A 21,680-nucleotide genomic window follows, 5' to 3' on the forward strand; every position below is an offset into this window, starting at 1 on the left:
TACCCGTATTCTTTCATCTATCTAAACACGTTTTCTATGTTACCCCTTACTATGAAAGCGGCGGTTGTCCGTGAATTCGGAAAACCCCTATCCATTGAAGAAATGCCGGTTCGCCGACCCGGTCGTAACGAAATCTTAGTTAAAGTAATCGCTAGTGGCGTTTGTCATACTGATTTGCACGCCGCAGGTGGCGACTGGCCGGTGAAACCCAAGCTACCGCTCATTCCTGGACATGAAGGCGTCGGGTATGTCGTAGCCTTAGGGCCGGATGTGACCAACGTTAAAGAAGGTGATGCCGTTGGCGTACCCTGGCTCTATAGTACCTGTGGTTGCTGTGAGCATTGTATTACTGGCTGGGAAACGCTTTGCGAGAGTCAGCAAAACGGCGGCTATAGTGTAGACGGTGGCTACGCCGAGTACGTCATTGCCGATGCCCGATACGTAGGAAAGCTCCCCTCGAACGTCAACTTTATTGAGATGGCTCCCATTCTTTGTGCCGGCGTAACCGTGTACAAAGGGTTGAAAGAAACTGAAACCAAACCCGGTGAGTGGGTGGCCATCTCGGGAATTGGCGGCCTGGGCCACGTAGCCGTACAATATGCGAAAGCCATGGGTATGCACGTTGCGGCTATTGATGTAGCGGACGATAAATTAGAGTTAGCGAAACGACTGGGAGCCGACTTGGTAGTCAATGCAAAAACGCAGAATCCGGGCGAATACTTGCAAAAGGAAGCAGGAGGTATGCACGGTGTACTGGTCACAGCGGTTTCACCCATTGCCTTCCGGCAAGGCATCGCAGCCCTTCGCAGAAAAGGAACCATTGCGTTGAACGGTTTACCTCCCGGAAGCTTTGATTTACCCATTTTCGAAACCGTTTTGAAACGTATCACCGTTCGCGGTTCTATCGTCGGTACGCGTAAAGATCTCCAGGAAGCAATCGAGTTTGCCGTCGAAGGGAAAGTACGGGCGACCGTGCATACGACTCCTTTGGAATCCATTAATGACGTGTTCGATCAAATGAAAAAAGGAGCGATCGAAGGCCGTATGGTGATGGAAATCGCTTCGGCCTGAGTCTAGGTTTATCAGCGTACGCTTCCTACCAGGGAGCTAAACTTTTTCGTAAGGTTTAGCTCCTTTTTTGTTACAGCAGGTTGAAGCACACTCGCTTCAAACCCTTCAGTCTCAGGATTCACCATTCATCCCAAAACTAACCCGATTTGAACTATCTCCGGTGGTACGCTTGTTTCAATCCTCAGAACTTGGTTTTAACGCTTCCCTCATGAATAGAAGTCTCACTTTAATCATAACCCTTGCCGTCCTCCTGGTGGTAGACTGGTACGGTTTCCAGGCGGTGAAGGCCGCTACCCAACAGGCTTCACCGGGCTGGCAACGCTTTGCCCGATTACTGTACTGGAGTTTTCCCGTGGTTGCCTTACTTATGTTTGCCCTCTCCGCTACGCTGGGTAGCGATTTCTGGGGACGTTTTAAATTTGTACGTGGGTTTTTGTTTAGTTACATTCTGATTGGTTACCTGGGCAAGATCTTCATGGTACCCTTTCTGTTGCTTGACGATCTCAGTCGGGCCTTCCGTTGGGTCATTTCCCATTTTAACTCCTCGTCTACGGTCGATACCCCCATTGTGGCGAACGCTCCCGATGTGGCTGTACCAGCTCCAACGGCCCAACTGCGTGATCCGGATACGATTTCCCGTTCAGAATTTCTGGCAAAATCCGCTCTGGTCGCTTCCGCGGTTCCGGCCATCGCTTTTACGTATGGCATTGTATCCGGAGCCCACGATTACCGCATCCGCCGCGTACCGCTGGTACTGAAAAACCTACCCAAGCAATTTGATGGCTTACGGATCGCCCAGATTTCGGATATCCACTCAGGTAGTTTCTTTAATAAAACGGCGGTGAAGGGCGGTATTGAAATGCTACTTCGCGAAAAACCCGATATGGTCTTCTTTACTGGTGATTTAGTGAACGATCGGGCCATCGAGGTAAAAGACTACAAAGATGTATTCGATAAAGTGAAAGCTCCTCTGGGCGTTTTCTCAACCCTGGGTAACCACGATTACGGTGACTACGCAGCCTGGAACAGTGCCCAGGAAAAACGGCAGAACCTACTGGATCTCGAACGGGTACACCGCGAAATGGGATACGATCTGTTACTCGATGAACACCGTTTCCTGGAAATGGGTGGTGAAAAACTGGCCATTATTGGGATTCAGAACTGGGGTACGGGCGGCTTTGCTCAGTACGGAAATCTAAAAAAAGCAGCGGCCGGAACGGAAGAAGCTCCGGTGAAATTACTACTCTCCCACGATCCGAGCCACTGGGATGCTCAGGTTCGTCCGCTGTTCCCGGATATTGATGTACAGTTTGCCGGCCATACGCACGGAATGCAGTTTGGCGTCGAAACCAAGTACTTCCGCTGGAGCCCGGTTCAGTACCGCTACAAACAGTGGGCGGGTCTCTATGAACAAGGCGATCAGAAATTATACGTAAATCGGGGCTATGGCTATATTGGCTACCCGGGACGCGTAGGGATGCCCCCGGAGATTACGATTTTTGAATTGAAGAAAGGATAGAAAACGGAGTTGCTAGTTCTTCAAGTATCGAGTCTTCCATTCCTACTTATTGGATATTAAAAAGCCACGTAGAAAATTTTCTGCGTGGCTTTAACTTTTTATCGGTTGAAACATCTTTTTCGCAGGCTTGTTTTTACCTTAACTACCGTGTTCACCCGATTCAAATCCCGAATGTTATGAAAAAAATACTCCTTGCTCTTGGTTTGGTTATGAACGGAATGCTTTCTTACGGCCAAAGCTGCTGTGAAGAAGCTACTGCAACCTGTCACGAAACGAAGGATCAGGCCAAAGGGCTGGCTCCCGATCCCATGCAATTGATGGCTTCTACCAAAGAGTTTCAGGCTATGCACGTAGAACCTCTACCTTTCACCTTCGTTAGTAAGGCCGGTGGCGAAATGATCAAGATGGATGCTCCCGATGGAAAAGCGGCAAACGGCTTTTTCATCAAGGCTAAAAGCCCCTCGAACAAATATCTGCTGGTCTATCAGGAATGGTGGGGCCTGAACGATTACGTAAAGCAGGAAGCTGAAAAGTACTACAACGAACTGGACGGCAAGGTAAACGTACTGGCTCTGGACATGTACGACGGCAATGTAGCTACCACCCGCGAAGACGCCGGAAAATACATGAGTCAGGCGAAACCCGAGCGTCTGGAATCAATCATGAAAGCGGGCATTAACTACGGTGGTCCTAAAGCTGAGTTTGCATCGATTGGCTGGTGCTTTGGTGGCATGCTTTCCCTGAAGTCCGCCCTGCTGGAAGGTTCACAGGCGGTGGGTTGCGTGATGTATTACGGTCGTCCGGAGCAGGATATTGATAAACTGAAAGCCCTGAAAACAGACGTGATCGGTTTCTTCGGTACGAAAGACAAAGGCATTCCTCCAACCGTAGTGGAGCAGTTTCAGAAAAACATGAAAATGGCCGGTAAAAAAATCGAAGTGAAAATGTACGACGCTGACCACGCCTTTGCTAATCCCAGCAACCCGATCTACGATGAAGCCGCTACGAAAGACGCCTTTCAGCATTCGTCGGAATATCTGAAGAAAAAGCTGCTATAAGTTTTCGGTTTGCTGTTTGCAGAATTTTTGCCACGAAGGTGCCAAGGCACGAAGTCTCACGCAGTAATAAGCTCAACGTGAGACTAGTTTCTGAAAACAGAAAACTAAAAACTGAAAACTAAACCGTCCGTACTTTGCGTTACTATCCTGTAAACGACATGATCCAATGAAAAAGCTGATATTCACGTTACTGATTGGAGCTATGGTGTTGCCTGAGTACGCCTCCGCTTCAGCTCCAAGCCCTTCGTCGGGCACCACGGTACAAACCGAACAGGCCCACGCTCGGAAGCGACGCTCGTATCGCAAAAAGAAAGGTTTCATGTGGGGTTTGTTCCGGAAAAAAGACAAAGGCTGCGGCTGTCCCAGTTATAAATAATTGCAAACGTACTTTCTAGGGTTAACCTGTCTCACAAGGACAGGTTTTTTCATGATCGACTGTACCTTTGCTTTTCGTTTTTCAGCAGAGACTCATTCCGATGGGTTCTCTGATTTTCATACATAGTCAACGTCCTTAGTCGTGTTGACTGCCAACGGTTAATTATTCCCAATGAGCAAATATTTTCATTTAACGGTAAAAGAGGTCGTTCGTGAAACGGAGGATACCGTTACGATTCACTTCTGGCACCCACCCCACGCCACTATTCCGTATAAAGCTGGTCAGTTTCTGACATTGATCGTCACCGTCGAAGGCAAAAAATTACGTCGGGCGTACTCCATGTCCAGCTCGCCCACCAAAGATGCTTCCATCGCGGTTACGGTCAAACGGCTGCCCAATGGTTTGGTCTCCAATTACCTCAACGATCAGGTAAAAGTGGGTGATGTCATCGAAGTGATGGAGCCGATGGGCCATTTTGTGTACGAGCCGCAAGCCCAGAAAACGGGCGGTCTGAGCTTTTTCAAATCCAACAAAGGCCGTCATCTGGTGTTTTTCGGTGCGGGTAGTGGCGTAACGCCGCTAATGTCGATGATCAAAACGGCCCTGCCCGGCGAACCCCAGTCTAAAGTCACGCTTTTTTACGGCAGTCGTATCGAAACGGGGATCATCTTCCGTGATCAGCTTTCGCAGTTGCAGGACCAGTACGGCGATCGCCTGGAAGTGGTGCACGTACTGAGCCAGCCCCAAAGCTGGGATGAACGTACGGGTCGGATTAATCAACAGGCGGCCATTCGTTTATTGGACGAATTCGGTGTGAACGCCCGTTCGGCGGAATACTACATCTGCGGACCCGACGGCATGATGGAAGAGGTACAGAACGCCTTATCCATTCTCGGTGTAGCTAAAGATCAGGTTCACAAGGAAAGCTTTGCTCCCTCGAAAGATACACACGGGGAAGTCGTGGAAGATGAAGACGATAGTAAACTCAAAACCCGTAGCGTGACCATCATCTACGAAGGGGCTGAATACAAAGTGGAGGTAAAGCCTCACCAGACGATTCTGGAAGCAGGACTGGAAATGGACATTGATCTACCTTACTCCTGCCAGGCTGGGATGTGTACGGCCTGCATGGGTCGTTGCAAATCGGGCAAGGTACTCATGGACGAAGAAGATGGCCTTTCCCCGCAGGAAATCGACGCCGGTTTTGTACTCACCTGCGTAGCCCACCCGCTGACCGAGGGGGTTGTGGTGGAAATTGAGTAAGCGTTTAGGGTTTTGTGTTTAGAGTTTAGAGTTACAACGGCCATGATTACTGGTGCCTCATTTTTGTACAACGATGTTAGAGCACACACATGGTTACCCGATTAGATTGCTGTCGATGCTACGTGGCCCGATAATTAACTCAAAACACGAAACACAAAACCCTAAATTCTCCTAATTCCAAGGTTTAATGCCCCAATACGGATTACGTTGAGCCTTGATACTGTCTTTGATGTGTTCTTTAATGATCCGGTCGCGTTCGGCCAGATTGATCTTCTTTCCTTTCATTTTCGGTAAGACCAATTGCTTCGGCTCTACTTTCTTCAGGTCAATTTTTGTAGCCGTTACTACGGTGACTCCATCATTATAATCTAGTTCCAGAATGATTCCCGGCAAGCCAAACAACCGTTCGGGACCCGCCGACACGGGTAAATCATCGGCAAACCAGGCTACAATTTTCTGCTGATTGGCCGGGTCTTCCATCTCCGCTTTCATGCACACGTGGCCCGCAACGTCTTTCAACTGATTCAGTATTTTCCACTTGGGAATTTTGAGTGAATCCTGAATCAGGTAGGTTTTGCCCCCCATTTCATGCCATTCCGTAATAATCTCCTTGTCAAAATCCCGTTGGACCAGGTAGTCGTCCTGCCGCCACGACCAGCGACCATCGTCGGTTTCGCCCTGTTCGCTTTCATAGGTATACACACTCTGAGCGGGTGTAAAGACCAGTTTTAGTTTCGTTTTCTCTTCGTCGTCGTTCCCCCACATCATCTTTGCCCGATCCTTTTCTTCCTGACTCAAAAAAGGCAGTTTGGCGATGAGCTTGGTCCAGTACGTTTTCCGTTCGTAATTCACGACCCCTTCAATGTCCTGAGCCTGTACCAGCGAAAGCGTTGTTACGAGCAGGATCAGGGTTTGTATGACTTTCTTTTTCATTGATTCGTTGAATACAGTGCTTGACTTAGAACCCACCATTATTACGCAGATTGGCTTTGATGCCCCGCATGTTGTACGTATAGCTGAGCATGAAATACCGGGTAATGGTTTGTACCTGCGTCTGGGTAAAGAAGTTGCCGGAGGCTCCCTGGTTGATTCCGAGGTTGCGGCGGAAGACATCGTAGGCCGACAGGCGAATTTCTGACTTCTTGCTCTTACCCAATAACTTATACACGGCCATGTTCAAAATTGGGATGTTTTGATCCAGTCCGAAGCGGTCATTTTTGTAAATGTTGTAGTTAAAAGTCGCGTTGAAATACATGCTCCAAGGACCTTTCACGTTCATCTGCCCGCTATAGCTGGAATTCCAGATGTTCTGATTCTGGCCCGTATTAATCGAATATTTCACCAGGTTATACGACCAGTTGGCATTTCCGTAGAACGTAAAGTTTTCGCTCGGCGTCAGGTCCAGGTTGAGTCCCCAGTTATAACGATTACTGTTGGTCCGGTTCTGGATTTCATTAATAAGCGTATAGCTACGACCAAAGTTAATACTGGTATTTAACCCAATGTTAGCCTTGTTTTTCTTCAGTGGGAAACCGACGTTCAGGTACGTTCCATAATTCTGTCCACCCGTCAGGTTAATGGGTTTCGTGCGGGTAATCAGCAACGAGTCGATGGTTTGGCTGTAGACGACCTGATTGACGTTGTACGAGTAGTTGATGTTTCCAAAAAACCGCGTGAAGGACGACGGGTTAAAATACTGAAAACCGGCGTACGCGTTATGACTGACCGTAGGTTTCAGGTCCGGATTTCCCTGCGTAATGTAAAGCGGGTTGGAATAATCAATGATAGGTTGCAGATCACGAACCGAAGGCTGCTGCACGCTGCCGGAGTAATCCATGTACAGGTAGCGGTTGTTTTTCAGATCGATGTTCATATTAACACCGGGTACAACCACCGTATAGGATCGATCGACATTCATGAATTGGCTCGCGTTCTGATCCGTTGCAAACCGTCCCGAAATGTTCATTTGAATACCCGCCAGTCCGGCTCCGATGTTGAGGCCTTTGTAGTTGTAGCGAAAACCCGTACCCAGCCGGTTGTGCATAACCTGATTGGTGTAGTAGCGACTCAGCGTATCGTTTCGCCGATTACCTTCCTGCTGGTCATACACGTTGCGGTCTACCTTATCCTGCCGTACTCCGAAGTTATAAAAACTTTCCCAGGCAATTCGTTTGGTCACGGGCTGTACGTAGAACAAGCTGGTCCTGATCTGATTCTGACGATTGGTGTTGTCCGTTAGCAGGTTGAGCTGACGGGGCGGCAAAGCACCTGTTTCAGCCGGCACAAAGAATTCATTGTCCGATTTTTGCAGTCCGTCTGCATCGCCATTGTTCAGATTGAAAGTAGCACTGGCGGCAAAGCTTCTGCCTTTTTGCTTGAATTTATGCCGGTACAGGGCCGAACCAGAGAAATTGATCGTCTGGCTGGTGTTCCGGTTATCCTGCGTGGTCTGACTCGTCAAACGTCCTCCTGACCGCAGGTTTTCTTCCTGTTTACCCTGGGTATACGTCTGGTTATTGATCGTACCGTTCGCAATCAGAATCAGTGTATTGAGTGAATCGAGATTATCCTCGTACCGTAATTGTACGCGGTGGTTATCATTTTTCGTGTATTCATTAGACGTCGTATTGGTCTCGAATTCATTATCTGCCAGAATGCTCTGCCGTTTGGAAACCTGATCGATCCAGTTCCGACGCTGGTTATAGTAGTAGTTGGAGCTGAATTTTTTCTTCTTGGTTTCGTAGTTGTAGTTCAGACCCCCGGCGTACGAATTGTTGAAACCCCGGTCGCCGCCCCCACCATTCATAATGATGACGTTGCCGCCCTGAATGATGACCCCATCGCCGCCGCCGTCACTGCCGGTCAATCCTCCGCCGAAGCCAAAATCCGTTTCATCCCAACGGTAGGCTGAACTACCGTAGAAATCCTGACGGTCATCCCAGCTCATACCCGATTGATTGATATTGTTGCCGAACCCAACGACAGCAAACTGCTGCTTATCGTCGAATTTGTTGTAGTTCCCCCGAACATCTATGCGTTCGTCCGTACCCACTCCTGCTTTGATCTTTCCAAACCCTCCTCTTTTATACTCTTCTTTTAAAGCGAGGTTGACGGTTTTCTCTTTCTTACCGTCGTCAATACCCGTCGCTTTCGACTGCTCAGATTTACTATTGTATACCTGGATTTTATCAATAGTCTCGGCTCCCAGGTTCTTGGTGGCGGTTTTAGGGTCGCCGCCAAAAAAGTTCTTCCCATCGACGGTTACGCGTTTCACCTCCTGTCCCTGAGCCCGGATACTTCCATCCTGTTCAATCTGGAAACCGGGTAACCGCCGAAGCAGGTCCTCCACCGTAGATCCCGGTGGTACTTTAAAGGAGCTGGCGTTGTATTCGATGGTATCGCCACGAATGTTCAGGGGAGCTTTTGCCGTTTTCACGACTACTTCAAAGAGCTCTTTGGAAATGGGCTTCATGGTTAGCTCACCCAAATCCGTAACGGCTGCCTCGCCGGGTGTAAACTCTTTCTGAAAAGGTAAATAACCGGTGTAGGAAGTCTTGAGCAAGTACGTTCCCCGCCTCACATTCTTGAATTCAAATGCTCCTTTTTCATCCGCCCGGGCGTAGCTCACCAGAGCCGAATCCTTGGGCGTCAGTAACATAACCGTTGTAAAGGGTAAAGCAGCGTTGGTCGTATCAACCATACGACCTTTCACCACCACCCGCGTTTGGGCATGGGTACAAAAAGCCAGTAAGAGCAGACAGGCACTCAGTAGAAAGTGACGCATAGAGAAGGTTTAGATAGGGAGGCATTCAATCCGAACGCTAAAGATGAACGAGATTTTTAGTTTAACAACGAATACATTAGTTAAAATGTGTTAAAAGGAAAATAGCGTTGCCTAACGGTACTCGTGCGGAAAGATGAAAAAAGCAAAGGTAAGGTTGCATGTCATGATATAAATTTACTTTAACTCTATCTTCTTTCAATTAAGGACTATATACCCCTCTTTACAGACATAATTAAAAAACAGATGCTACTATTAAATCCTACCTTATTGCTTTCAGGAAAAATTAGAATTTAAAAGATTGTTTTTAGGGAAGGCTGTTTTTATTTTGTCGCGATTCAACTTTATCCAACGCTACTATGAAATTTTTTATTACTGGCTTTTGTATACTCTTATTTTCATTCGTTTTCTCGCCGGTACAGGGGCAAATTCAGGCCGGTGTATATGGTTCTGCTTCCATTCATGCAAAACCTTACGATAATTATAAAAGTAAAATAGGATTTGGTTTACAAAGCCGCTATTTTCTCAATCCTCACTTCGCTGTCGGCGTTTCCGTAGATCGATTATCCCAAACCTTTCGCGTTCAAACGTTGGACAACAATCATCAAGTAGTTATTGAAGGTAAGGGCAAAACTCAACTTACGCCCGTTACTGCGACGGCAGAGTATTTTTTCACTACCCAAGGCGTTCGTCCCTATGTTGGTATCAAAACGGGTGTTTATCTGACGAAAGGTAGTGGCTCTTACCGGGATACGGCCAGTGAGATTTTTAGTAATTTTAAAAGTTCCTCTTTCGGCATTGCCCCCAAAGTTGGCTTTCAAATGCCTTTATCTTCCAATTTTGCGTTTTTTTTAGAAGGTGAATACGACTACATCTTTCCGAAAGGAGCTGGAATTGCCCGGAAATATTTCCAAGCTAATTTTGGTATCGTTTATAGTATTATTACTCCCTAGATTATCGCAAATACAAATTCCCCAACGCATCATACGCCATTACTTCTTCACTTACTAATTCCCGAACAAGTAACAGAAAAGCGTTTTCATTCTTCGGGGCTAAACGAGCCACTAATTGCTGAATGGTAATGGGTCCACTCGCTAATACATCTACGATTCGTTGCTTTTCCTGCGTCATCGAGCCCGCCGTTTGCCGGGCTTTTTTTCGAGCCACGCAGGTATCACAAATCCCGCACTCGTAATCGGTAGGCTCGTCAAAATATTCGAGTAATAGCTGCGTGCGGCAACGAGTCGTGTTGCCCACGTATGCAATCATGGCCTGTACTTTGCTCAGGTCGCGGTCGCGGCGGGCCGCAATGGCCCGTACCGAAAGCGGCAGGCCAGCGGCATCGTACCGGGCCGTAATGAAGGTTAGCTGCGGTTTGGTTTTTTGCGGATCGTATTCAATTACATTTAATTCTTCCAGCCGATACAATAGCGTCCGTACTTCGGCTTCTGGTACCAGAAAAGCTTTAGCGATGGCGGATTCCGAAATAATCAGGTATTCCGTAAATAAGGCTCCGCCGTACATCCGTAACAGCAGTTTCGTGAAGCCATCAAAGCGTTCGTTGCGTACCTGAAATTCGTATAATTCGCGGCTATTGACCGTAAAATGCAGTTTGGACGGATTGTGATACGATTCACTCATCTGAATGAATCCCTCACTTTCCAGAATTTTCAGGGCGTAGTAGGTATCGGTCGTAGCCAGTCCGAACGTCGATTGAAAGTCATTCAGATCAAAATCGTAACTACTCCCCTCACCCGCTCCAATGGCCAGCCGGAAATAATTCGCCAGACATTGGTAAACCCGGCGGACAAAATCCAGTTCGGGATACTGCTGCTCTACCTGTTTAACCAACTCTTTTCCATCCCCCGGAGCTACCAGAGCTACGGCGTAGGCTTTTTCCCCATCCCGACCGCCGCGTCCGGCCTCCTGAAAATAGGCTTCGAGGGTATCCGGCAAATCCAGGTGAATGACCGTCCGCACGTCGGGTTTATCGATCCCCATCCCAAAGGCATTCGTCGCCACCATCACCCGTATACGCCCCTTAAGCCAGGCTTCCTGCCGCATGGCTCGGTCCGAGGCACTTAAGCCCGCGTGATAAAACGTCGCCGGAATACCCCGGCGGCTGAGTTCGTTGGCAATGGCCTGCGTACGGCGGCGGCTCCGGGCGTACACCACGGAGGTACCGGGGACATTGGTAAGGATTTTCTGTAAGCGTACTTCCTTATCTTCCGTCGTAATAATCGAATAGGAAAGATTAGGCCGGGCAAAGCTTTGCTGAAAATCCGCTCGTTCCGCATGGCCAGTTTTTGCACGATGTCGGCTTTGACTTCTCGTGTAGCCGTAGCCGTCAGAGCCAGCAAAGGCAGCTTGGGGAAAAGCTCCCGGAACTCAGCGATTTGCAGGTACGGTGGTCGAAAATCGTAACCCCAGGCCGACACGCAGTGGGCTTCATCCACTGCAATCAGGTTGATTTTCATTTGCTTGGCCCGTACCCGAAACAGCTCGGTTCGCAAACGCTCGGGTGATACGTACAGAAATTTCACATCACCGTAAATACAGGCATCCAGCGTATGATCAATCTGTCGGTAGCTCATGCCCGAGTACACGGCTTCGGCGTGTATACCGCGTTTTCGCAGGTTTTCCACCTGATCTTTCATCAGGGCAATCAAAGGCGAAATGACGAGGCACAAGCCCGGCTGAGCCAGGGCCGGCACCTGAAAGCAGACGGATTTTCCTCCTCCCGTGGGCAGCAGGGCCAGTACATCATGCCCAGCCAGTACTGATTCAATAATTTCCCGTTGCATGGGTCGAAAAGCATCGTACCCCCATACCTGCTTTAATAGTTCGTCAATCGTCATGGTCAAAAGCTACCTCTTTTTCCAGTTTTCCAGGCTCCTTAAATTTTGTCCAAAAATAACACGAGCTTGTGCCGCGTTTGACTATAAAATCGCGTAATTGAAAGAGAATCCTTTCTGGGTTCTTACGCAAGGGTTGTAAAAACAATTCACAGATAGAATTTGTATCGTTAGAAAGATTACCTTACTCGTGCTATGAAAAAAATTTTACTCTTATGTTTTTGCTTGGTTAGTGGACTGGCCTGGGGTCAGAGAACGTTGCCACAAGCCAAGAAAATTCGTACGACTGCTTCCTCTGACCTGATCTTCTTACCCGCGAAAGGAACCGTTTGTTATTCAACCGGTCAGACCGATAGCCGCATTGGTCCTCCACCGGAATTCCTGCGGCGACGCGGCGGACGTACCACCGCGACGACAGCCCAGATCATTGTCGAATACGAAGGTTTTTCGGACAGTGCCCGGGTCGCTTTTCAATACGCCGTAGACATCTGGTCCTCCCTGATTGTCTCACCCATACCGATTCGCGTGCGAGCCATCTGGACGAACCTGGGCGGCAACTCAAACGGTTCCATCATCCTGGGAGGTGCCCGCCCGTACGCATACGTGGCTGGTGTGCAGGGAGCCTTGAAAGCCAATACTGCGTATCCGATTGCACTGGCCGAGAAACTAGCCCGTCAGAATCTCAACGGCGATCAACCCGATATTTACTGTCAGTTTAATAGCAACAGTCAGGTAAACTGGTATCTGGGTACGGATGGAGCGGCCAACGGTTCACGGGGTCGTCAGGATCTGGTCACCGTCGTCACGCATGAGCTGGGCCACGGTTTAGGCTTTACGAGTTCTTTCTACGCTGAAAACCCAATCGGCGTCTGGGGCAATGATTCGAATTACGGCTATCCCGAAGCGTTCGACCATTTTGTAGTGAATGCCACTAATCAGCAGCTCATCGATCAAACGCTATTTAGCAATCCTTCCAACGAGCTGTACCGACAACTGACCAGCAATAACCTGTTCTTCAACGGTCCCCTTGCTACGCAACGCAATGGTGGTACGAAGCCGAAATTATACGCTCCCACCACTTACAGCGTCGGATCGAGTATTTCGCACCTCGATGAAACAACATATCGTACGGGTACGGCCAATGCCCTGATGACGCCCTCGCTGGCCCGGGGAGAAGTCAACCAGAATCCGGGCCCCATTGTCATGAACATCTTTACGGATATGGGCTGGAAATCTACCTCCATCCTGCATGAACGCCTTCGGGATTCGGAAGATTTACTCGGACGACCCATTACTTTCCGGGCAACAGTTGTTAGTGATACTACGTTGAAAGGGAACGTACGGCTTTCCTACACGATCAACGATACGACCCGGGCGAATGCGACAACTGTCAACATGACCCAGTCGGGTTCGGAATATACGTATACGCTGGCGGCGGCGAATACTCCCCGAATCATCCGTTACTGGATTACGGCCGAGGATAATTCCAACCGCGTTTTCACTAGCCCCGCCGAAGCTCCCGGCCGGGCTCTCTGGACCTTCCGCATTGGTACCGACAATACGCCACCCACCATTACGCACGTTCCCCAATCAACGATTTTATCCACAGCAGATTCGCTGATTCTGACTGCCGATGTTTTTGATGACTTTGATTTTGGTATTGATACCACTTACATTGATTATCGGATCAATGGCGTAGCTCAGCCTTCGGTACCCATGCCTCGCTTAGGCTACTACGTCACCAATGGCGTTCGCAGCAACAACATCTACGCGGTCGGCGTACTAACGTTTGCATCGGGACGAATTAAAGGCGGCGATAAAATTGAATACCGAATCGTAGCTCGTGACCGATCTAAAGCCCGTAACCAGGCTACACTACCGGCCACGGGGTACTTCACCGTCAACGTAGCGGGCGTGGGTACTGCGGTTTCGGAGTACGTCAATGATTTCAATGCGACGACCGCAGCGAATGATTTTTCGGGGAATGGATTCCAGATTACTACGCCGACGGGTTTTCTTGATGCAGCTATTCATTCCGATCACCCCTACGTCGATGGCCCCGCCAGTCAGGGTTACGAAGCGAACTATACCTATATCTTACTGAAGCCCATCCGGCTTTCGGATCAGGACCCCTTTATTCGGTTCGATGAAATCTGTCTGGTCGAACCGGGAGCCGCAGGTTCTATTTTCGGTAGTTCCGACTTCTATGATTATGTAGTAGTGGAAGGGTCAAGGGATGGTGGCAAAACCTGGGTACCCTTTGATGAGGCTGGGATGCCCGGGCCAACAACGAATGGCTCACGGCCTATAACTCGCAACTCGTCCGGGCGAATGGAGCCGAAAACTCTACCTACGTCGGTACGGCAGGTCTGTACAAACGCCGTGAAGTGAACATGCTGGGTTCGGGTTATTTCAGTCCGGGGCAGCAGGTACTGGTTCGTTTCCGCTTATTTGCCGATCAGCTTTCGCACGGCTGGGGCTGGAGCATCGATAATTTGTATATTCAACGGGCAAAACCGGTCGTTACTTCAGTGGAGCCTACGCTGCAACGGGCCACGATAGCGGTATCACCCAACCCCAGCAATACGGGTGAATTTTTGGTGGAAGCGGACTTTCCTTCAGTCACCAAATCTTTAGGTCTTTCAGTCACGAACCTGTTTGGCCAATCGCTTTATCAGAAAACCATCGCCAATCCAGGTTCCTTGCGGGAACGCTTGTCGCTGACAAATCTGCCCGCGGGTACGTACCTGATTCGCTTCCAGACGGACGCCGAAGTCATTACCCGACGGGTCGTGATTGCCAAATAAAAACCAATACGTTACCAAAAGCCGGGTGCCTTATCTCACCCGGCTTTTTTGTGCTTCTAACGCTCTTCTTTAACCTGGTGACGCGTACCTTTAAGGCACGAATTACCCTTTCTCCCATGAAATTTCTCTGGTATTGCCTCCTTTGCCTAGTCCTGCTTGGGCAGTCTTCCTGCCGCGTAAGTCGTCAGCGGTCCTCGCTTACTTCGCTGGATACGCTCTGGCAGTCGAACGCGTTTCAGCATCACCACGCCGGACTGATGATTCTGGATGCGGATACCCGGAAAGTGGTCTACCAGCACAATGCCGAACGCTATTTTGTACCCGCTTCCAACACCAAGCTTTTTACCTTTTATGCGGGAATGAAAATGCTGGGCGATTCGGTCGAAGCCCTGCGATACGTCGTTCAGCAGGATTCACTGATTTTCTGGGGTACAGGCGATCCTTCACTGCTCAATCCTAATCTGCCGAGTACCAAAGTGGTGGATTTTCTGCAATCCCGTCCGGAAAAGCTGTACTTCTGGCCCGGCAATCCGCTCCTTAAACCCTACGGCCCCGGCTGGGCCTGGGATGACTACAACGACTATTACCAGGCCGAACGAACCAGCCTTCCCGTATACGGCAATGTCGTTCGGTTTACCCGAAAATCGGCCCAATCGGTACAAGCCAATCCCAGCCAATTCCGGTATACACTGGATACATTGCGTCGGGATTTTCAGGTTCGCAGGGCGGAAACCGAAAACCTGTTTTACGGTACGAAGGCACCGATTCCCCTGCGGTATGAACAGGACGTACCTTTCCGGACTTCGACGGAAGTAACCCTGCAGTTACTCAGTGATACGCTGCAAAAACCCATTACGCCGTTACCCGCTTTTACGTCGAAAGTATATCAGCCCCTGCGTTCGGTAGCGAGTGATACCCTTTTTAAACGCATGCTTCAGCCCTCGGATAATTTCCTGGCCGAGCAGATTCTCCTACTCGTTTGTGCCAAACTCGAACAGCCTTTCGATCCCGGTACGGCGATTGATTACATCCTCAATAACCACCTAAGGGATTTGCCCGATGCTCCACACTGGGTAGACGGTTCGGGTCTTTCCCGGTACAATCTCTTCACCCCCCGCAGTATCGTGATGTTACTGGAAAAACTACTCGCCGAAGTGCCCCGCGAGCGGCTTTTCACGCTACTGGCCGTGGGTGGACAAAGTGGTACGCTTCGGAATAGTTACCGCTCCGCCGATGGAAAACCGTACCTGTTTGGGAAGACGGGGTCGCTATCCGCCTGCTACAACCTGAGTGGCTATTTGCTGACCAAAACGGGTAAAACACTACTGGTCAGTTTTATGAATAATAACTTCAACCAACCCACGAGTGAGGTACGGAAGGAAGTTGAACGCGTACTCACGGCCATTCACGAGCAGTATTGAAGCAAGCGTTCCGTACTTATTATCCGTATTTCTTACGTACTTTTGTCGCGGAAATCCACAATACATGCAGTCCCAAAAACCTTTCATTGTTGGCATTACGGGTGGTAGTGCGTCGGGTAAAACGTTGTTTTTGAAAAGCCTTTTAGCGGCTTTTCCCCAGGAACAAATCACATTAATTTCACAGGATAACTACTATCGGCCCCGGCACGAAATTCCGCTGGACCGGCACGGTGTCCATAATTTTGATCTTCCCGAGTCCATTGATTTTCAGCAGTACGCTCAGCACATTCACGACCTTCGGGAAGGGAAACTGGTGCAAAAACTGGAATACACGTTCAACAACCCGGAGATTGTTCCGGCCTTGCTGACGTTCCAGCCTTCGCCCATCATTGTGGTGGAGGGCATTTTCGTATTCTACTTCGAAGAAATTGCGAACATGCTGGATCTGAAAGTCTTCATCGATGCTAAAAACAAGGTGAAGCTGAACCGCCGGATTCGTCGCGATGCCGAAGAACGGGGTTACGACATCAACGACGTATTGTACCGCTGGGAGCACCACGTCAAACCAACCTATCAGAAATACATCAAACCCTTCCGGGCTCAGGCGGATATTGTCATTCCCAACAACGAACACTTTGAAAAAGGGCTGGACTTGCTGGTCCATTACCTGAGAATGCTGATTACTACGTCAGGAAGCTCAAATCCGGGTACAATTGACCCTGAACAGGCTCGGTAAAAAGGCTTCTCCGGAAAATTGATTTTTCAGGACTTTCAGACCACTGGCAAAATGCGTTACTTTGCAGGGCATTTTGCGGGATCAAAGAAAGCGGACGTGGTTCGCGAAGGTCACTTGCCTTCCCTCTTTCATCTCTTTTCACGACAGGAAATAACCATAAACTTTTCTCTTCTATGAGTACGATTCAGTACGTACACGCTCGCCAGATTCTGGATTCGCGTGGCAACCCAACCGTTGAAGTAGACGTTCGCACCGAAAATGGCTTCCTGGGTCGGGCTGCTGTACCTTCCGGAGCTTCTACGGGCGTTCACGAGGCGGTTGAACTTCGCGACGACGACAAGTCTGTATACTTAGGTAAAGGCGTGTTGAAAGCCGTTGAAAACGTCAATGAACTGATCTACCCTGAAATTCTTGGTATTTCTGTATTCGAGCAGAACATGATTGACAAGATCATGATCGAGCTGGACGGTACGCCCAACAAGAGCAAACTCGGAGCTAACGCCATTTTAGGCGTGTCGCTGGCAATCGCTAAGGCGGCGGCTCAGGAAGCGGGTCTGCCCCTGTTCCGTTACATCGGTGGTGTTAACGCCAACACGCTGCCCGTACCAATGATGAACATCATCAACGGTGGTGCTCACGCTGATAACGCGATCGACTTCCAGGAGTTTATGGTTGTTCCGGCTAAAGCAGAAACGTTCTCGCAATCCCTCCGTATGGGAACGGAAGTATTCCACGCCCTGAAAGGTGTACTGAAATCAAAAGGATACTCAACCAACGTAGGTGACGAAGGTGGTTTTGCTCCGAACATTCAGTCGAACGTAGAAGCTCTGGAAACGGTATTACAGGCGATTGAAAAAGCCGGTTACCGTCCGGGTGAAGACGTATTCATCGCGATGGATGCGGCCGTATCTGAACTCTACAATGCAGAAACGGGTAAATATATCTTCAAGAAATCAACGAAAGACGAACTGACGTCTTCTGAACTGGTTTCGTACTGGACGGAATGGGTGAACAAATACCCCATCATCTCCATCGAAGACGGTATGGCCGAAGACGATTGGGATGGCTGGAAAGCCCTTACCGACAGCATCGGTTCAAAAACGCAGCTGGTGGGTGACGACTTGTTCGTAACCAACGTGAAGCGTCTGGAAATGGGTATCGAAAAAGGTGTAGCCAACGCTGTACTGGTGAAAGTAAACCAAATTGGTTCCCTTACCGAAACGATCGATACCGTAAACCTCGGCAAGCGTAACAGCTACAACAACATCATGTCGCACCGCTCGGGCGAGACCGAAGATGCTACCATTTCTGATCTGGCCGTTGCTCTGAATACGGGTCAAATCAAAACGGGTTCTGCTTCTCGTTCCGACCGTATGGCGAAATACAACCAATTGATCCGGATCGAAGAGGAACTGGGTGATTCAGCGTACTTCCCCGGCTTGAAAGCGTTCTAATTCGCTGGCAGTCTTTTGGGCTATGGGCTTGGGTTCTTTTCGGAGAGCTTAAACCCATAGCCCATTTTTTTGTTACAAAGGTGTAATCCCCTCTCGACTATGTCTCGTTTCAAGCCCTCTCAATTTCGTATCCTGGCGGCAATCGTCTGGTTCGTCATGATCTGTATTAGCGACTACAGCCCCCTCAAACAGTGGGAAATGAGTCGTGAACTGGTTGCGTTGAAAGAGCAGAAGAAATTCATGGAAAAGGAAATCGTCCGGGTACATGACGAGCGAAAAGCCATCAACGAATCGCCCACATCGCTGGAAACGTTTGCCCGGGAAAAGTACCACATGAAAAAAGAGAACGAAGAGGTGTTTGTACTGGTGGATGAGCAGGGGAATCCGGTGGAGTGAGGATTTGAGGGTTGTAGGTAGGTTTGAAGGTTGAGATTGGTTTAAGGGTTGAAACCTGTAAGATTAGGTTTTAGTGCGTTGGCCGTAGTATTTGCTGCGGATGTTGAACGTTGGTAAGCTGTGTCTACCGGGCATACCCCGCATTGCATACGGGGCTAAACACATGGAACCCCTCCGGGGTTGGGGTTTTGATTAAAGAGGGACAACTGGTGCAAGTTTCCAAACTTATACCCACCATTAAGCAGTTTCCAACTGCCCGGTTTTGCAATCCGAAAGCGGTTTGTAAAGCTCCCAGGCATTGCGAATGCATAGCTGTCAAGTTCCAGATTTGTAATCTGGAACAGCGAAGAGCCTACCAGAGTATCTGAGCCCTACCGATTTATAGGATTATGGATAGTACCCCCTTGGGTTGACACCCTCTAGTCAGGAAATACTAATTGATCTATTTTCAGCATTCAAAACTGAAAACTGCCAATCGAAAACAAGACAATGATTAATGTTCTTTTTGTTTGCCTGGGAAATATCTGTCGCTCGCCGCTGGCGGAAGCTTTGTTCAAAAAAGCGGTGGAAGAACGCGGGCTATCCGATCAAATTTACTGCGATTCTGCGGCAACGAGTACCTACGAAATTGGTAATCGTCCCGATCACCGTACCCGCCGGAATGCCGAATCGCATGGATTGAAACTCGATCACCGGGCCAAACAACTCCGCAAGTCTGATTTTGTGGATTTTGATTACATCATTGGCATGGACGATTCGAACTTCGATAACATTCAGGCCATGTCTCACCAATTCAGCGGAGCGTATCCCCGTCACGAGCAGGTATTTCTCCTACGGAAATTTGATCCCCTGGTGGATACTTCCAGCATGACCATTCCTTCCCTGCCCGATCCGTATTACGAGGCGGATGAAGCTTTCGAAGAAGTTTACCAGATTGCCGAGCGTAGTACAAAGAAACTACTGGACTGGATTGTTGAGCAGCATGGCTTAACGGCTCGTCAGGGTTAAGACCGGGCTTTTATCCGCCGCTTTTCATAAACTTCTATCCCGATTCTGATTCCTTCAAATTACCTTTGCTCCGAATTCCATTGATAGGTCCATTCTCATCCCCTAAATATCGTGAGCAAAAAAGTTCTCTTAGTCATCCTCGACGGATGGGGCATTGCCAAACAAGGTGAAGAAGACCGTTCGGCGATCATTGCGGCTCAAACGCCTTTCTACGATTCCTTATTTGCGAATTATCCGCATTCTACGCTCGTCACCTTCGGCCCGGCGGTAGGTCTGCCCGTGGGTCAGTTTGGCAACTCCGAAGTAGGTCACATGAACCTTGGAGCGGGTCGTACCGTCAAGCAGAGTCTGGTACGGCTGAATGATGCCATCGAGCAGGATACCCTTCGCCACGAACCCGTATTGGTAGAGGCTCTGGAATACGCCAAGGCGAATCAGAAACCGGTACACCTCATTGGACTGGTTTCCGATGGCGGCGTACACGCCCATATCAATCACCTCAAAGCCCTTTGCAACGTTGCCAAAGACAACGGTTTGCAGGACGTATTCATCCACGCCTTTACCGATGGCCGGGATACCGATCCGAAATCTGGTGTAGGCTACTTAACCGATCTACAGCATTTTCTGCCCACTTCTGTTGGGAAAATTGCCAGTGTTACGGGCCGGTATTACGCCATGGACCGGGACAATCGCTGGGAACGCATCAAGCTGGCCTATGACGTGATGGTGAAAGGCGTAGGTCAACTAACGCCCGCCGATCAGCTGATTCCAACGATGCTCCAGTCCTACGCAGAAGGAGTAACAGATGAGTTCATCAAGCCGATCTTATTGACTGAAAACGACCAGCCGATTGCCACCATTCAGGAAGGTGACGTCGTTCTGTGTTTCAATTACCGTACCGACCGTCCGCAGGAAATCACGAAAGCTTTAACGCAGGAAAATTTCCCGGAATACGGTATGCATACCCTCGACATCCGGTATCTGACGCTGACGAACTATAACAAGTCGTTTACGGGTGTTCATGTGATTTTTGACGATTCCAACCTACCCGCTACGCTGGGTGAAATCATCTCGAAAGCGGGTAAGAAACAAATCCGGATTGCTGAAACGGAGAAATATCCGCACGTAACTTTCTTCTTCTCGGGAGGTCGTAACGAACCTTTTGAAGGAGAAAATCGACTTTTGTGTCCGTCGCCCAAAGTGGCTACCTACGATTTGAAACCCGAAATGTCGGTTTATGACGTTCGGAATGCCTTGGTTCCTGAACTGGAAAAAGGAGAAGCGGATTTCGTATGTCTGAACTTTGCCAATCCGGACATGGTAGGCCACACGGGTAGCTTTGAAGCCGTAGTTGCTGCCTGCGAATCTGTAGATGTGTCACTGAACGCCGTTGTCACCGCCGCCCGCAACAGTGGGTATTCGGTGATTGTACTAGCCGACCACGGCAACGCGGATTACATGATCAACGACGACGGTAGCCCCAATACGCAGCACAGCCTGAACCTGGTTCCGTGCATCTTACTCGACGATGATCACAAAGCGATCAAAGATGGAAAACTCGGCGACATCGCTCCAACCATTCTGGCTCTGATGGGCATTGAAAAACCCGAAATCATGACGGGAGACGTGTTGGTGTAGCAATTCGTTTTCGTTACTTGAATACTAAAAAACGTCTGGACATAAGGTTCAGACGTTTTTTTATGCCTATGCTGTCAACTATCGCGAAGTAAAACTTTGCTGTTCACGCTTGGTATTAGAAATCCGGCTGGTTTGCACAGGCAAGGCACGGGATTATAAATTTCGTTCAGATCGCTCTCGGAATTACAAATCCGAAAGAGCCGCTCCCTTCAGCTTGCTAACGCCGAAGAGGTTCCTTGTACTTGGCCTCGTATGCAATGCGGAGTATGGGTGCGTCCCGCCCGGTAGGCACAGCCT

The 21,680-nt window shown here is 49.2% G+C and carries 18 protein-coding genes; 14 read left to right on the forward strand and 4 right to left on the reverse strand.

Annotated elements, in window-relative coordinates:
• Positions 1-36 precede the first annotated feature (36 nt).
• From adhP to BWI93_RS09645, 5 genes are all read left to right on the forward strand, one after another.
• Positions 37-1,071: an alcohol dehydrogenase AdhP gene (gene adhP / locus BWI93_RS09625; protein WP_094810625.1), complete on the forward strand. Its 1,035-nt coding sequence runs from the start codon at positions 37-39 to the stop codon at positions 1,069-1,071.
• A gap of 208 nt (positions 1,072-1,279) precedes the next feature.
• Positions 1,280-2,590 (forward strand): metallophosphoesterase, encoded by a 1,311-nt coding sequence (locus BWI93_RS09630; RefSeq protein WP_094810657.1) that lies wholly within the window; start codon positions 1,280-1,282, stop codon positions 2,588-2,590.
• A gap of 176 nt (positions 2,591-2,766) precedes the next feature.
• The gene (locus tag BWI93_RS09635; RefSeq protein ID WP_094810627.1) at positions 2,767-3,648 is read left to right on the forward strand and encodes a dienelactone hydrolase family protein; all 882 of its coding nucleotides are present in this window, start codon (positions 2,767-2,769) and stop codon (positions 3,646-3,648) included.
• Between the two features lie 166 nt (positions 3,649-3,814).
• Positions 3,815-4,024 carry a hypothetical protein gene (locus tag BWI93_RS09640; protein WP_094810629.1) on the forward strand — a complete coding sequence of 70 codons (210 nt, stop codon included), beginning with the start codon at positions 3,815-3,817 and terminating at the stop codon, positions 4,022-4,024.
• A gap of 171 nt (positions 4,025-4,195) precedes the next feature.
• A complete protein-coding gene (locus BWI93_RS09645; RefSeq protein WP_094810631.1) occupies positions 4,196-5,287 on the forward strand; it encodes a ferredoxin--NADP reductase in 1,092 nt (363 codons plus the stop codon).
• Positions 5,288-5,458: 171 nt separating this feature from the next.
• On the opposite strand, the gene BWI93_RS09650 is transcribed toward BWI93_RS09645, so the two are convergent.
• Complete coding sequence (locus BWI93_RS09650) at positions 5,459-6,220, reverse strand: GLPGLI family protein (RefSeq protein WP_094810633.1); 762 nt, start codon at positions 6,218-6,220, stop codon at positions 5,459-5,461.
• Between the two features lie 25 nt (positions 6,221-6,245).
• Positions 6,246-9,071 (reverse strand): outer membrane beta-barrel protein, encoded by a 2,826-nt coding sequence (locus BWI93_RS09655; RefSeq protein WP_094810635.1) that lies wholly within the window; start codon positions 9,069-9,071, stop codon positions 6,246-6,248.
• A gap of 356 nt (positions 9,072-9,427) precedes the next feature.
• Between BWI93_RS09655 and BWI93_RS09660 the strand changes: the two genes are divergently transcribed.
• Positions 9,428-10,021 (forward strand): OmpW family outer membrane protein, encoded by a 594-nt coding sequence (locus BWI93_RS09660; RefSeq protein WP_094810637.1) that lies wholly within the window; start codon positions 9,428-9,430, stop codon positions 10,019-10,021.
• A 1-nt stretch (position 10,022) separates the two neighbouring features.
• Here BWI93_RS09660 and BWI93_RS09665 read toward each other — a convergent pair whose 3' ends face one another.
• Positions 10,023-11,243: a helicase-related protein gene (locus tag BWI93_RS09665; protein WP_369679130.1), complete on the reverse strand. Its 1,221-nt coding sequence runs from the start codon at positions 11,241-11,243 to the stop codon at positions 10,023-10,025.
• Entirely contained in the window at positions 11,150-11,926 is a 777-nt protein-coding gene (locus BWI93_RS29510; protein ID WP_369679131.1) for a DEAD/DEAH box helicase, read from the reverse strand. Before BWI93_RS29510 ends, BWI93_RS09665 begins: the two co-directional genes overlap by 94 nt.
• A 192-nt stretch (positions 11,927-12,118) precedes the next feature.
• Between BWI93_RS29510 and BWI93_RS09670 the strand changes: the two genes are divergently transcribed.
• The 8 genes from BWI93_RS09670 to gpmI all read left to right on the forward strand — a co-directional run bounded on the left by BWI93_RS09670 (position 12,119) and on the right by gpmI (position 21,383).
• Entirely contained in the window at positions 12,119-14,314 is a 2,196-nt protein-coding gene (locus tag BWI93_RS09670) for a hypothetical protein (RefSeq protein ID WP_141217414.1), read from the forward strand.
• A gap of 2 nt (positions 14,315-14,316) precedes the next feature.
• Complete coding sequence (locus BWI93_RS09675; RefSeq protein ID WP_094810641.1) at positions 14,317-14,730, forward strand: T9SS type A sorting domain-containing protein; 414 nt, start codon at positions 14,317-14,319, stop codon at positions 14,728-14,730.
• 116 nt (positions 14,731-14,846) lie between these two features.
• Positions 14,847-16,151 carry a D-alanyl-D-alanine carboxypeptidase/D-alanyl-D-alanine-endopeptidase gene (locus BWI93_RS09680; RefSeq protein WP_141217415.1) on the forward strand — a complete coding sequence of 435 codons (1,305 nt, stop codon included), beginning with the start codon at positions 14,847-14,849 and terminating at the stop codon, positions 16,149-16,151.
• A gap of 64 nt (positions 16,152-16,215) precedes the next feature.
• Positions 16,216-16,887, forward strand: coding sequence for a uridine kinase (gene udk / locus BWI93_RS09685; RefSeq protein WP_094810645.1), 672 nt, complete (start codon positions 16,216-16,218; stop codon positions 16,885-16,887).
• Between the two features lie 173 nt (positions 16,888-17,060).
• Positions 17,061-18,341 carry a phosphopyruvate hydratase gene (gene eno, locus BWI93_RS09690; RefSeq protein ID WP_094810647.1) on the forward strand — a complete coding sequence of 427 codons (1,281 nt, stop codon included), beginning with the start codon at positions 17,061-17,063 and terminating at the stop codon, positions 18,339-18,341.
• A gap of 99 nt (positions 18,342-18,440) precedes the next feature.
• Positions 18,441-18,737: a septum formation initiator family protein gene (locus tag BWI93_RS09695; RefSeq protein WP_094810649.1), complete on the forward strand. Its 297-nt coding sequence runs from the start codon at positions 18,441-18,443 to the stop codon at positions 18,735-18,737.
• A 489-nt stretch (positions 18,738-19,226) separates the two neighbouring features.
• Positions 19,227-19,745 carry a low molecular weight protein-tyrosine-phosphatase gene (locus BWI93_RS09700; RefSeq protein ID WP_094810651.1) on the forward strand — a complete coding sequence of 173 codons (519 nt, stop codon included), beginning with the start codon at positions 19,227-19,229 and terminating at the stop codon, positions 19,743-19,745.
• 111 nt (positions 19,746-19,856) lie between these two features.
• Positions 19,857-21,383, forward strand: coding sequence for a 2,3-bisphosphoglycerate-independent phosphoglycerate mutase (gene gpmI, locus BWI93_RS09705; protein ID WP_094810653.1), 1,527 nt, complete (start codon positions 19,857-19,859; stop codon positions 21,381-21,383).
• The last annotated feature ends 297 nt before the right edge of the window (positions 21,384-21,680 follow it).

It is taken from the genome of Siphonobacter sp. BAB-5385 (genome assembly GCF_002261125.1).
In the GTDB taxonomy this organism is placed as follows: Bacteria; Bacteroidota; Bacteroidia; order Cytophagales; family Spirosomataceae; genus Siphonobacter.

What these genes read in the sequence shown, in the direction of transcription:
- adhP (WP_094810625.1), top strand. Translation starts at nt 37, where the DNA reads ATGTTACCCCTTACTATGAAAGCGGCGGTTGTCCGTGAATTCGGAAAA.
- BWI93_RS09630 (WP_094810657.1), top strand. Translation starts at nt 1,280, where the DNA reads ATGAATAGAAGTCTCACTTTAATCATAACCCTTGCCGTCCTCCTGGTG.
- BWI93_RS09635 (WP_094810627.1), top strand. Translation starts at nt 2,767, where the DNA reads ATGAAAAAAATACTCCTTGCTCTTGGTTTGGTTATGAACGGAATGCTT.
- BWI93_RS09640 (WP_094810629.1), top strand. Translation starts at nt 3,815, where the DNA reads ATGAAAAAGCTGATATTCACGTTACTGATTGGAGCTATGGTGTTGCCT.
- BWI93_RS09645 (WP_094810631.1), top strand. Translation starts at nt 4,196, where the DNA reads ATGAGCAAATATTTTCATTTAACGGTAAAAGAGGTCGTTCGTGAAACG.
- BWI93_RS09650 (WP_094810633.1), bottom strand. Translation starts at nt 6,220, where the DNA reads ATGAAAAAGAAAGTCATACAAACCCTGATCCTGCTCGTAACAACGCTT.
- BWI93_RS09655 (WP_094810635.1), bottom strand. Translation starts at nt 9,071, where the DNA reads ATGCGTCACTTTCTACTGAGTGCCTGTCTGCTCTTACTGGCTTTTTGT.
- BWI93_RS09660 (WP_094810637.1), top strand. Translation starts at nt 9,428, where the DNA reads ATGAAATTTTTTATTACTGGCTTTTGTATACTCTTATTTTCATTCGTT.
- BWI93_RS29510 (WP_369679131.1), bottom strand. Translation starts at nt 11,926, where the DNA reads ATGACGATTGACGAACTATTAAAGCAGGTATGGGGGTACGATGCTTTT.
- BWI93_RS09670 (WP_141217414.1), top strand. Translation starts at nt 12,119, where the DNA reads ATGAAAAAAATTTTACTCTTATGTTTTTGCTTGGTTAGTGGACTGGCC.
- BWI93_RS09675 (WP_094810641.1), top strand. Translation starts at nt 14,317, where the DNA reads ATGCTGGGTTCGGGTTATTTCAGTCCGGGGCAGCAGGTACTGGTTCGT.
- BWI93_RS09680 (WP_141217415.1), top strand. Translation starts at nt 14,847, where the DNA reads ATGAAATTTCTCTGGTATTGCCTCCTTTGCCTAGTCCTGCTTGGGCAG.
- udk (WP_094810645.1), top strand. Translation starts at nt 16,216, where the DNA reads ATGCAGTCCCAAAAACCTTTCATTGTTGGCATTACGGGTGGTAGTGCG.
- eno (WP_094810647.1), top strand. Translation starts at nt 17,061, where the DNA reads ATGAGTACGATTCAGTACGTACACGCTCGCCAGATTCTGGATTCGCGT.
- BWI93_RS09695 (WP_094810649.1), top strand. Translation starts at nt 18,441, where the DNA reads ATGTCTCGTTTCAAGCCCTCTCAATTTCGTATCCTGGCGGCAATCGTC.
- BWI93_RS09700 (WP_094810651.1), top strand. Translation starts at nt 19,227, where the DNA reads ATGATTAATGTTCTTTTTGTTTGCCTGGGAAATATCTGTCGCTCGCCG.